The following is a 13,946-nucleotide window of genomic DNA, read 5'->3' as shown; positions in this document are numbered from 1 at the left end:
ATGGTATCAATTTATGTGAAAAACAGGAATTAATGATGTAATTCTATCTACTTTATAAGCTACAATTAAGAGAGTTCTTTATATAGTGTGGTAAAATTAGGAAATAACGTCAATTAAATTAATAATGTTTGATAATTTATGAATTTATAACAGCTTAAATTTCCTCCTTGAAATAGGACTGATGCACTGTATAAACTGGAATATAATACTATATTTAAAATACTACTATTGTTTTTATAAGTCAACGACTGATTTTACATAATTTGTACCGAAAAATCTTATATCTTTTTCTTGTTATTTTTTTATTAATGGAAACTCTACATGAATTGATTTTCTTCTCTAACGCAATCAAGGCGGAGGATCTCCTCCGCCTTCAAGCATTTGATTATATTGGAAGTCAATTGACTAAATTCATGGTTAATAAGCTCAACTCTGACAAGCTGCCTTTTATCTCCTGTAAGCAAATAGTACAAAATCATTTAAGCATTTCTACTATTCTTTTCTTTCCTACATAAAGAAGTATTTCTTCAACAGCCTGTTTTGGGCCCCCTGCGTTTATAAATGAATCCCTCATCTTTAGCGCATTCTCCCGATATGAATAGTCAGACATTATTTTTTGAACCGATTCTCTTAGTAATTCAGAAGTAACCTTTGATTTTTTCAGACAAATACCACTTCCTGTTCTGACTACCTGCATAGCTACATGGGCCTGCTCCTGCTGCTGCGGTATAATGATTAAGGGAACCCCGTAAAAAAGACCTTCTTGTGTACTGTTCATCCCACCATGAGTCATAAATATATTACATTCTTTTAATATTTCCAACTGGGGAACTTCAAAATAATATTTTACAGTAAAGTTGTCGGGGATTTTCAATGAGGATATGTCAATGCTCTTTCCTACCGACATTAGAACATCTATTTCCATGTTTCCGAAAGCCTCAGTGCAAGTATTGAAAAAGTCTGTGTTGTTGTTGAATATTGTTCCCATGGATATAAACAGCAGTGGCTTTTTAGTGTTTCTGTTTAGCCTTAGTTCCGGTACATTCTCTTTTCTGTACATACTTGCTGGTCCTACAAACTTGTAACGTTTCATTAGTTTTTCGGACTTGGGTTGAAATTCTTTTGAAGTATATACTAAGTTCATTTCTTCCTTGTTTAGGACAACATCCATCAGACTGTTTACTTTTATATTATAACTACTTTCAATTATTTTTTTGATTCTGCGTATTTTTATCATGTTAGGGATATTTCTCAGTATATTAAAAGCCAGTGCTAAAACAAATCCAGTAGTTAAAATAAATCCATCTGGTTCTAGGGCTATAGTTGTAAAGGTGTTAATTGCAGGTATATTGGTGATTTTTGACAAGTGCTTTCCCCAAGGGCACATAGTATCATGTATTATATATGCAGGCTTATCTCTTTTCACATCCTCTATCAATTCATCCAGTATTAATAAACTCAATTCAAGATGAACCCTGAACAAATCCGTAATATTATATGTTACATAATTTTCATCAAGATAAAATTTACTGCTGTAACTCCTGAACACAGCTCCGGTACTTTCAATCTTTTCTCTGAAACTTTCGTTGCAATAATATATTACTTCCTCGCCGCTCTTGACCAACTCACTAACCAGACCCAAACTGGGATTGACATGGCCATGAAAAGGAATGTTGAAAAAAAATACCTTGGACATATTTACTTTCCTCCTTTGAAGCCTGTTTCAAATTCCCTGCAAATTTCTCTTAATAATTCTTCTTCCCTATCCCCAATTGCTTTTATTGTATCTATCACTTTCTGGAATGAAACCATTATATCTTCAAAGTTCACAGCAGCCGGATCAAAATTAAATCTTAGCATATGCTCTAAGTCAAAAAATGTAATTCTTGCAGTATTCATTTTTTCAACCAGTTTATTAAATTCATTCAATAAGTCCTCTAATTTTCCAGACGTGTAGAATTTACTAGTAATATATTTAAATCTGTCATAAAGTCCTTTTTTATGTTCATAAAGTAAATGAATGCTTCTGTAGTCAATTGCAGGCATTATATCTGCTAGCATCTGTTCCTTTAGCTGCTCTACCATTCCCTGAACATCCAATCCCTGAAGGATGTCTTTCCCAAGCTTTTCAAGGCTTTCCACCACTGCGCTGTATATTTTAGGTCCATATATTAAATTAGTGCACATTTGCTGCTCTTCCAAAGGTATGAGTTTTTCAATTCTGGATTTATCCTGATTTGAACCGTCTAAATATTTATATATTTCTTCCATGAATTTATTCAAATCAAACTTGTATTCCCCTACATTTTGCTTTGGTGTTAGAAGTTGTATCGCTTCCGTCTCTGCCCATGGTGCCGTGAACTTATAATTGGTCTTAGCCGATTCATATGCTTTGGAAAAATCATCATAGTCAAATTCAAGTTCTTTGAACATCATATTTGCGTCAAAACCTAGCCCCATTAATTTTCTTTCTGCTTTATCATAACCAAAAATCATTGATTGGTGAACATAGTGATGTTCATTGTAGCTGCCCTTCTGGGGTAAATAATATTCATCAACATTTATTGTAAGATATGTGCCGGAGTCAATGTTGTTTTCAATAAATTCAATAATATCAGACTGTTGTTCATCATAAGTGAGGTATTTCTCGTCAAATATTTCTTCAAAGTTGTTTTTTGGCTCTAAAAACTCCAATCTTGAAAAACTGTTATTATATGCAATGTAAAATATTTGAATATAGTGTTCATAAAACCATGTATAATACCTTTCGTCAGATAATATAGCACATAAAGGAATAGACCTATGTAAATATGTTGTTATGTCTCTTTGATATTTTATTTTAAGTTTTTTTCCTTTTGATATATTATGATGCATAACTGTATCTTTTTCTAAATTATCAGTATTACGGATGTTTTTTGCTATTTCAGAAATTGTCCTGTAGTTAAAAATGTCGTTAGGTGTCACCTGAATACCTTTTTCCAAACATATGTCTGTTATAATCTCAGCTTTAAATGAATCTCCTCCCAAATCAAAGAATCTGTCATTTACATCTAATGTCTTTACGTGCAGTACTTCCTTCCAGATATCTGTCAGTATTTCCTCAATTTGCCCTACATTTTGTTGTTCTTTCATAAATATCCAACACCCTTTCCTTTAAATCATGTCATCCTATCAATACTTTTTATATAAGAAAATATCTCCTCTGCAGCACGCTCCGGCCCGCCTGCTTTTAGAAATGAATCCTTCATTTTCTCAGCATTTTTACCATATGAATCGTCAGAGGTTATTTTTTTATAACTTTCTTTTAATGACTCCGGTGTAACTTCCGACATATCAAGATATATCCCGCACCCTGTTTCGGCTACCCGTTTTGCCATATGAGCCTGTTCCAACTGCTGTGGTACGACTATCAATGGTATTCCAAACATAAGTCCCTCATGGACGCTGTTCATTCCACCGTGAGTTATAAATGCATCACATTCATTTAGTACTTCTAACTGGGGTATCTCATAAAAATGCTTTACAGTAAAATTTTCTGGAATTGCAAGAGATGATATATCTATTTTCTTGCCTACCGACATGAGAACATCAATATCCATGTCACCAAAGGCCTTAATACATTTTATAAAGAATTCCCTGTCATTATTAAACACAGTACCAAGGGAAATAAAAAGTAAAGGTCTGCCTTCTGATTTGTTTAGTTTAAAACCTTTTATTTTCTCATTTCTATACATACTTACAGGCCCTACAAATTTGTAATTTACACCAAATTTATAAGAATATGGTTGAAAATTGTGAGATGTAAATACCAGTGTTAAGGCCTCCTTATTGTCGATAATATCACTCAAACCTTTTACTTTGATATTATATTTCTTTTTTAGCCTACCAGAAATTTTACGTATATCTATCATTCTTGGAATGTTCTTGAGCATCATAGCTGCCACTGCCAGAACTAACCCAATTGTATTAATAAAACCTTTTGGTTTTTCTACAAATGTTGTGTAAATATTGACAGCTGGTATATTTGAAACCCGTGCTGCATGCTTTCCCCATGTAGACATAAAATCATGAACTATGTAGTCTGGCTTGTCCCGTTTTATATCCTTATGCAGTTGTTCCATAATAATTTCACTTAACTCAAGATGAACTCTCAAAATTTCTATAATGTTGTGTGTAACAAAATCGTCGTTTAGATAAAATTTGCTTCCATAGCTTCTAAATACAGCCCCCGAGCTTTCAATTTTTTCTTTGAAGCTGTCAGTACAGTAGTATATAACCTCCTCTCCTTTTTTCACCAATTCTTTGGCTAGTCCCACACCGGGATTAACATGACCCGAAAATGGTATACTGAAAAAAAATACTTTTGACATATTAGCCTCCACCTGAGGGTTTATATAATTTCAAAAACTCACCCTATAACCTCTAATCCATTTAACACCAATACTTGTTTTCCTTATAAACTACCAGTATTAGATTGTAATCCTGCTTCTTTAAACAGTTTATTAAATCTTTCCTCCTGTTCTATAACCGGTAATAATTTTGTTTTAAATATTTGTTTTAATAAATCCACAGCCTCTTCAATATGCGCTTCTGTAGGCTGTATTTTTTGCTTTATTAGCTCTTCCTTTAGCGCAACTAATTTTCTGTAAGGCTCTACTACACCTTTGTTATATGCATTTTCATCCCAATTACGGTTTTTCGTACTAACTGCAGCTGCTATACAACCGGTTATAAACATAAGACCGTTATTTATGGGCTTTTCAGAATCTTTTGCTAAAATCAATTTTTCCTTCATAAGGGATATATCTTCTGTTGTTTCTGATGAAAACACCGTTATTGCCTTATTGCTCCGCAAAAGGTTTTTCAAAACAGTTTTTGGACCCATTTCAACAGCTTTGTTAATTCCGGAATTCTGTAAGTATTCTATGGTAGACTGCCAATTAACAGGGCTTGTTATTTGTAATGACAAATAATCAACAATTTGCTCTTTTCCCGGGTATGGCTTTGCCGTAACATTTGATATTACAGGCCATTCCATATGATAAAAGTTATATTTTTCCAGCTCATCTCTAAATTTATCTGCAGCAGACTGCATCAAGGGACTGTGAAATGGTGCACTCACTTTTAGATAAACCACTCTTGCACCCATGGACTTCAACTGCTCTCCCACATCATTAACCGCTTTTACATGGCCTGATATTACTATTTGCTCTAATGAATTATAGTTGGAGACCACCACAATACTTCCTTCTTTTGATACACGGGAACATTCCTTTTCTATAACTTCCTTTTCAACGCCACTAACGGCAGCCATACTACCCATTCCTTCAGGAACTGCTTCCTGCATAAGTCTTCCTCTCTGCTTTACAAGCTTAACAGCGTCCGTAAAATCTATTCCTCCTGCGCAGCAAAGTGCAGAAAGCTCTCCAAGGCTGTGTCCAGCGGTATAGTCAGGTTTAATACCTATCTCCTTCATATATACTCTGAATGCCGCAACACTTGCGGTCAGGATAGCAGGCTGGGTATTTTCTGTTTTTGTCAAATCCTCCATACTTCCTTGGAAGCATAGTTTTTTTAAATCAAAGCCAAGAGCTTCATTTGCTTCATCAAAAACCTGTTCAGCAACCGAAAAATTTTCACAAAGTTTACTGCCCATACCAATATATTGAGCCCCCTGTCCTGGGAACAAAAAAGCCAGCTTATTCATACCACATCCCTCTCCTTCTAAAATTTACTTTCTATACCTAAATTTAAAATTTCATAAAGATATTTCTTAAATCTGTCAAGTAATCCTTTCATTGTGCTTTCGTAATACTGATGCTTGTTGTAATGCAGTGTAACATTCAAGCTTCCATCTAGAATCATGAGTTCAATAATTAAGGTGTACTTTCTTTCAGATTCGGGACTCTCATTTAAATTTTTGTACAGAGGTGATATACTGAAGCCTTGAAAATCATCGTTTGTACGGCCTGCAAAATCACCTGAATAATTAAACAATATTTCCGGATTCAGATTTAGTTTTAATTCTTTTTTATTCTCAGGCAGAGTAATCTCCCTCAATATTTCATACCCAAGTCCTCTGCCGGGAACATTTCTGAACATATCTCTGATTGATATTATCTGGGCCGGAAGATCTTCCATCTTGGACATATCAAGTATTGCCGGAAATTCTGTAGCAAACCATCCCACTGTTCTTGAAACATCAACTCCGTCAAAAATGTTCTCCCTACCATGAATTTTATAATCTATGAGTATGTTATTCATGCCTGTCCACTCTTTTACAGCTGCCCCGAAAGCCGTTACCAGTAAATCCTTTATATCAGTATCAAAGCTCTGATTTACACTCTTCATTAGTACCTTTGTTTCCTTCTCCGAAAGCAGTGTTTCGTTTATAACAACATCATACTTATGCCTTTCCTCACTAAATGTCGTATCCTTAGGTAGCAATGTCACTGGAATGTTTTCCACTTTCTTCCAATAATCTATTTCCTTTAAAAATTCACTGCTGTTTGAATAGTCATATATTTTCTCAGACCATTTCTTTAATGAAGAAGTTTTAGGTGGAAGTGATATTGGCTCATTTCTTTGCAGCTGATTATACGCTGCTGCTGCATCCTCAAGTACTGTCATAAGTGATAGTCCGTCACAAAGAAGGTGATGTATCACAAGCAAAAGATGATCTCCATCATGGCGTCTGAAAAGTGCTAGTTTTACAAGGGGTCCCTCTGTAAGATTCATACTTCTGTGTAAGACATATGCCATATTATCCATATTGGTTGTATCATCTTTGTCAGCTATACAGTCAAACAGCTTCATTTCAAATAGTTCTCCGTCTACTCCTCTGTTGTACTGGCTTATGTTCTCTCCGTCAATTATGAAGTTTATTCTAAGTACATCATGTTGTTCTAATATTTTTGTAAAAGCCTTTTTGATAATATCCTCATCAAGTCTGTCTTTACTAAACATCATTACGGAAATGTTCCAGTGATTTATATCCGTCCTTGTTTTTCTGAAGAATCCTTTCTGAGTAGGAATTAATCCTATTTCCCCGGTAACTGGCCCCTCAATGTCAGTCTTTGCAGAGAGCTTTACCAGATTACTTAGGCTTGCTATTGTCTGTCTTTCAAACAAGTCTTTTATTTTAAGCTGTAGTCCCTGTTTTTTCAGCATAATGATTGTTTCCATTGCCTTCAGAGAATCTCCGCCTATATCAAAGAAATTGTCGTTTATTCCAATCCTGTCTAAACCTAATATTTTCTGCCATATATTTACCAGTTGCTTTTCCGTATCGTTTCTTGGAGCAATATAAACCCTGTCTGTTGCAATTACGGGAGTAGGTAGCGCCTTCCTGTCTATTTTTCCATTGAAGGATAGAGGCATTTTTTCCATAAAAACATAGATTCTTGGAATCATATATTCCGGGAGGCTCTTTTCAAGGAAGGACTGTATACTGCCTTGTTCTGCTCTCATACCATTTTCGCATACTACATATGCTACTAGCTGTATATCACCCTCACCTTTCTTCCATGCAACTACCACACACTCTTTTACATCCTGGTGAGCCGCCAACTGCTTTTCTATCTCGCCAAGTTCAATCCTCAGCCCTCGTATTTTAACTTGAAAGTCCATTCTCCCCAAATATTCAATATTTCCATCCCGTCTCCATTTTGCCAAATCACCAGTGCGGTAAAGTCTCTCTTGAGGTTGGTAAGGATTTTCTACAAATTTCTCATTTGTCAGTTCAGGTTTGTTCAGATACTCTCTTGCAAGGCCAATACCGCCAATACACAGTTCTCCTGCAACTCCAACGGGCTGGAGTTGCATATTTTTGTCCATTATAAGGAGCTTTGTATTGTCAATGGGCTTTCCAATAGGAATAGAATCCAATTTGCTCTCTATATCGCAGTTAAAATATGATACATCTATTGTCGCTTCAGTAGGTCCATAAAGATTTATAAGTCTGGCTCCATTTTTTGAAAGCAGTTTTTTAAATACCTCTACCTGCGAAGGTGTTAGTGCCTCTCCGCTGGCGAAAACCATTTTAAGTCCAGCAACTCTTTGTACCTCCCCTGTTTGCTTAAGATATTCAAGAAAAATACTTAGCATTGATGGAACAAAATGAATAACTGTAATATTGTTTTTTTCAATTGCTTCCACAATCTTTACAGGGTCTTTTTCAGCTCCGGGTTCAAGAAAACATACCTTGGCTCCCGCCATAGACCACCAGAACATTTCCCATACAGATACGTCGAAGGTATAAGGTGTTTTTTGCAGGATAATATCATTTTTGTCTAAAGGATATTTTTTCTGCATCCAGTTTAACCTGTTCACAAGAGATTTGTGCTCTATCAGTGTTCCTTTTGGCTTACCTGTTGAGCCTGATGTATAAATTACATATGCAATATTCTCAGGAGTTGCAATCAAAGACAGGTTTGATTTTTCTACATGGGATAAATCAACTAAATCAAGATTTATCTTTTTTATATTTTCCGGAATTTCACAATCCCCGAATTCCTTATGAGTCAACAATATTTTTGTTTGGCTGTCTTTTAGTATATAATCTATCCTTTCAGAAGGAAAATGGGGGTCTATGGGCAGATATGCTCCTCCTGCTTTCTGTATTGCCATTATTGCTATTATCATCTCAAATGAACGTTCCATCATTATTGCTACAATGCTTTCTTGTACTACTCCATTGTCTTTCAGAAGTCTTGCAAGGCAGTTTGCTCTGTAATTGAGTTCACCGTATGTCAATTTCTTATTTTGAAATATTACTGCCGTATTCGAAGAATCTTTTGTGGCCTGTTCCTCCAAGTATTGATAAATAACCTTGTTATCCGGGAAATCAGCATTAGTATTATTAAAGTCTTCTAGTATCTGTTTCTTTTCTGTTTCTGTAATATATTCAAGTCTTGATACCTTCTCGTTAGGCTTTTGTACTATACTTTTAAGTAATTTAATAAGATGCATTGATATTGATTTAACTGTTGCAGGCTCAAATAGCGATATGTTATAGTCAAAGCCGCCTTTTATCCCTTTTTCTGTCTCTGTCAACTGCAACCTTAAATCAAAAGGAGCCATATCACTTGTCACATCTATTTCAGTTATTTTCAGTCCATCAAGTTCCAGTTCAGCTTTTTTATTGTTATGGAGTATAAACATAACCTGAAATAAGGGAGCCCTGCTTAAGTCTCTTTCCAATTTCATTTCTTCAAGCATTTTGTCAAAAGGCAATTCTTGATGTTCATATGCTTCCAGAGTTGTCTTTTTAACTTTTAAAAGAAGGCTTGAAAAGTCCGGATCCTCCTCAAAATTAGTTCTAAGAACCAATGTATTTATGAAAGGCCCCACTGTATTTTCAATTTCAGCCTTATTTCGGTTTGCAACTACTGTGCCCGTAAAAATATCATTTTGTCCCGAATATCTGTGTAATAATGTCTGGAATGCAGCAAGAATTAGCATAAACAGTGTTACACCCATGTCATTTGAAAGCCTTCTTAGCTCCGGCATCAGTTTTTCTGGAATTACAACACTCTCAAAACCACCTTCGTATGTACGATTTTTAGGTCTAACTTTATCAGTGGGAAGTTCAAGAGTTGTTGGATTTTCAAGCTGCTTTTTCCAGTATCCCATAAGCTTGTCCAATCTTTCCCCTGAAAATCTGTTTCTTTCCCATATAGCATAATCTGCAAATCTTATTGGAAGGGATTTTGCCTCTATGGCTTGTCCTTTTGCCAGTTGACTGTAATTCTCTAAAAGTTCTTCTACAATAATCGTATTTGACCAACCATCAGATATTATGTGATGCGTTGTCATAGAAAAAATGTATTCATTTCCGTTGAGCAAGAAAAGGCAGAATCTGAACAATGGGCCCTTTTCCAGATCAAATATATATCGTGCCTCCTGTTTTAAAAGTTGTTCTATTTCTTCTTCATTTTCTTTTTTCATGTATGTAAGGTCAATTTCATTTATCTCAACATCAATATTTTCATTTATAACCTGCACAGGACTGCCATTTATGTTCTTAAATGTTGTCCTTAAAGCTTCATGAGACATAACTACATTTTCCAGTGTTTGCTTAAGGATTTCAGTATTCAGTCCGCCGCTTATACGTACAGCGCTGGACAAGTTAAAAACTGCATTACCCTTGTTCAATTGGTCATAAAACCACATAGACTGTTGTGAAAAGGAAAGAGGAAATTCTTTTTTTTCGTCACTAGCCCTTGGTATATTCTCTTGTATATCATCTGAATTATCTGCCTCTTCAAAATCCCCTATTAACTTCCCTAATTGTGCTATGGTTCTGTTCTCTATAATCCATTGGAGAGGTATATATTTACGAAATTTATCTCTAATCCTTGAAATTATAGAAACAGCAGTAAGAGAGTGTCCCCCCAACTTAAAGAAATCATCATTTACTCCTATTTTCTCAATCCCAAGTATCTCCTGCCAAATTTGAACCAATATCTTTTCAGTTTTATTGCCGGGTGCTTTATATTGCTGGTTTGTAGTTTCCACTGTTTTCTTGCCCATATAGGGTCTATGAACAGGCAGTGCTGCAAGCAATTTCCCCGAAGCGTTTTCAAGTGGAAGCAAATATGCTTTGTGGAAAAGCATTTCCATGTTTACTTTAAGAACTTTCCAGTCATTACTTACTAACGTATTTTCATTTTCTTGTTTTATGCTAACCGGCTCATGTTTTACTTCTGTTACTACTTTGGACTTTACCATAGACTCAAATTTAGAATCAAAGTAACATTCAACCAGATTTTCTTGTTCAGGTATTTCGTTAATATCCAATTGGTATATGGTAATTCCATTCTTTTCTTTAATACTTTTCCATCCACTCTTTTCAAGAAATTTCTTAAAGGGCATATTTTTTTCAGTTGGTCGAAACTCTGCTTCAAGTATCCTTGCACCTGTATTATTACAAAGCTTTTTAAGACCAACAAGTATTGCATCTTCTATCCTTCTTCCCAACACTCTGCAACTCAGAAGGAATGTGTCTATTAAAAGCTTATCGCCGTTTTCCTTTGTTATTACCACACCTACCAGTCCATAATCACCAAATCTGTCGCTTACCTCTATTACATGGCATTTGCAACCCGGCAAACTTGTCAGCAGCCTCAATTCCTCTTCCGTTCTTCTTATTGTGCTAAGATTAAATTGATTGGTTCTATGAGTCAGTTGAGCGGCTCTCATATATTGTGAATTCTCTATGAGGTTCATGCTCATTTTAAGTTCAAGACTTTGTATAAAACCGTCCAGAGAATGAGCACTGTCCTGTATTTGCTTTCTCTCCTTCTCGGCTATATACATTTGTGTTCTTTGAGCATCTTCAGCGGTAACTTTAATTCTATCAAAAGCCCAGACATGCTGTAGATACGAAGGTATTTGTTCAGCATTTTCAGGCAAGTTAAGTGTTAACACTTCCGGCAGTTTAGTCATTACTTCACTGCATTCTACAGGACTATCATCTATAAAAATGAAGCTATCAACACCAAGATTTAGCTCCTGGGCAATTTCTCTTATGTTATCTGCTTTTGACTGCCAGTTTATTCTCCATGAAACAAAATGCTCCTTTTTTAGTAACATTCCATTGTTACTATCAAATACCTCCCATACATCTGCTTCATTATTCTTGCTGCAAAGAGCCAGAAGCATACCTTCCCTGTAGCAATCCAGCATAATTTCCTGTAATCTCATAAAGGGCTCGCTTATTATAACCCCCTGTGCTCCTTCTTCTCCACATACACCTTTCCATAGAGTATTATCACAGTCAAGCACTATAACCTTGAAATTCTGCTTTTTCCATGCACAAATCTTCCTGGCGGTAAATGTTCCTAAAGCACCGAAATACGTATCACTAAAAGGCATGTGTGCTTCAGTATCTTTTAGCGTATCAAACACGGTATCAATAGCAAACTGTTTGTCCAGATTTTCGCAGTCCATTACATATACATTTTCCATATCTTCTAAAGCCAGTTTCCATCTCTTGTTCATTTCTTGAATATATTCACTGACTTTGGGACTGATATTAGAATACTGTCCTACAGGAAATATTCCAACAAAATAAGGTATACTTTTTGCTTTTGATTTCAAAGTACTTAAAAGATAGGTATAGTTCTCTTCAAGCTTTTTAATCTGCTCAGCATCCTCTGACATATTGTTTCTTAGCCAATCCTCAAACCGAATAAGCAGTATATTTACACCGTCATTCAGAGAAATAAGGCTTGTTTCATCCAATAGCTGCTGAAAAACCTGATTGTAGGGCGCAAAAACTACTTCATTCTTAATGCCAAACTGCTTGCACCACCAACTTATATAATCTTCAACAGGCTCAGCTGTAAAGGTTGATGCAACAGCTATTTTTAGTTTATGTATGTTTTTAATGTCTTCCTGAGTAAAAATCGAAAGCTGTGTAATATTTTGCTCCTGATTTTCTACTATACATTCTATTGTCTTAATTAAGTGCTTTGCCAATCTTCTGATAGTAGAGGAATCAAAAATTGAAAGGTTATAGTCAAACCCGCCCCTTAAACCTTCCTGTGTTTCAGTAAGTTGCAGCCTTAAGTCAAATGGCGCCATACCGCTTTCTATATCAAGAGGCTGCATTGTTACTCCTGGAAGCTCCAAGTCCACTTTTTGAGTATTTTGAAGAATAAACATAACCTGGAAAAAAGGATTTACTCCATCCTCTCTGGGTGGTTTCAGCTCCTCCACCATCTTATCAAAAGGAAGTTCCTGATACGTAAATGCATCATAGGTGGTTTTCTTTACTCTTTCTAGTACCTCCGTAAAACAGCTGTCCCCTTCAATTTGGGTACGCAATGCAAGAGTATTCATAAAAAATCCCACTGCACTCTCAATCTCTTTTCTGTTTCTGTTTGCTACAACAGTACCTATGCAAATATCCTTCTGTCCCGAATACCTGTAAAGCAAAGTTTTAAAAGCAGCAAGAATAAATATGAACTGGGTAACGCTTCTATTTTTACAAATTGTATTTATTTTTTTTGTAAGTTCAACGGGTATTATCACAGGCTCATATCCGCCCTCAAAAGCACGCACTGTTGTTCTTTCACGATCTAGAGGAAGTTTTAGTGTACTGGTATTTGCCAGCTGTTTTTCCCAGTAGTCTAACAAATTTTCCAACAACTCTCCCTGCAGCCTATTTTTTTCCCAGCATGCATAATCTACAAATTGTAGTGATGGCAGCGGTAATGTCTGCCCCACACCCTGTACACTCATTTTATATAAAGTAAACAACTCTCCAACCAATACCGTATTTGACCAGCCGTCGGATATTATATGGTGTATTATCATTGTTAATACATATTCTTCTTCACCAAGTATAAATAAGTGAAAGCGGAATAAGGGGCCTGTCTCCAGATCAAATACCCGTCTTGCTTCTTCTTTTAAAAGGTCTTTAAGCCGGACTTCTTCAATAGAATTCTCTAAATATGTTTTGCAAAGCTCTGCTTTTATTTCTGCTTTTACAACCTGAACAGGATTCCCAGCAATACTTCTGAAAGTAGTCCTCAAGGCTTCATGTCTTCTTACCAGTTCATTTATTGCATTTTCAATAGCATCAATATTGAGTTTACCTGTTATTTTTACAGCATTTGATATATTAAAAGCAGGATTTCCTTTTATAAGCTGATCATAAAACCACATGGACTGCTGTGAATAGGAGAGTGGAAATTCTGTTATGCCGTCTCTAGGAGCCTGCGGAATTTGATCATCATTGGAACTTGCTTCCATTTTTAATTTTTTAAGAAATTCTATTATATCATCCTTGTTTTCAGATATTTCAGATAGTAATGCTTTATTTACTACTCCTTTTGGAGCCTTATACTTTAATTGACCCTTATCCAACCATAAATTTACTCCCATATTACGCAGTCTTGACAGAAATTGCATTACAGACACTTTAACCACCTCCTAAA

General features: G+C 35.6%; 5 protein-coding genes. All 5 read right to left on the bottom strand.

Annotation, left to right across the window (positions count from 1 at the left end; translation table 11 throughout):
- Positions 1-475: 475 nt before the first annotated feature.
- The 5 genes from K412_RS0112945 to K412_RS20780 all read right to left on the bottom strand — a co-directional run bounded on the left by K412_RS0112945 (position 476) and on the right by K412_RS20780 (position 13,920).
- Positions 476-1,696 (bottom strand): macrolide family glycosyltransferase, encoded by a 1,221-nt coding sequence (locus K412_RS0112945; protein WP_024833511.1) that lies wholly within the window; start codon positions 1,694-1,696, stop codon positions 476-478.
- A 2-nt stretch (positions 1,697-1,698) separates the two neighbouring features.
- Positions 1,699-3,132, bottom strand: a complete 1,434-nt coding sequence (locus K412_RS0112940) for an acyl carrier protein (RefSeq protein WP_024833510.1) — start codon at positions 3,130-3,132, stop codon at positions 1,699-1,701.
- 26 nt (positions 3,133-3,158) lie between these two features.
- Positions 3,159-4,370, bottom strand: a complete 1,212-nt coding sequence (locus tag K412_RS0112935; protein WP_024833509.1) for a macrolide family glycosyltransferase — start codon at positions 4,368-4,370, stop codon at positions 3,159-3,161.
- 83 nt (positions 4,371-4,453) lie between these two features.
- Positions 4,454-5,707, bottom strand: coding sequence for an ACP S-malonyltransferase (gene fabD, locus K412_RS0112930; protein WP_024833508.1), 1,254 nt, complete (start codon positions 5,705-5,707; stop codon positions 4,454-4,456).
- Between the two features lie 17 nt (positions 5,708-5,724).
- Entirely contained in the window at positions 5,725-13,920 is an 8,196-nt protein-coding gene (locus K412_RS20780) for a non-ribosomal peptide synthetase (RefSeq protein ID WP_242835693.1), read from the bottom strand.
- Positions 13,921-13,946: the final 26 nt, after the last annotated feature.

Origin of the sequence: Ruminiclostridium josui JCM 17888, from assembly GCF_000526495.1 — a bacterium.
Lineage (GTDB): Bacteria > Bacillota > Clostridia > Acetivibrionales > DSM-1351 > Ruminiclostridium > Ruminiclostridium josui.
This window is presented reverse-complemented; position numbering and strand designations above follow the sequence as displayed.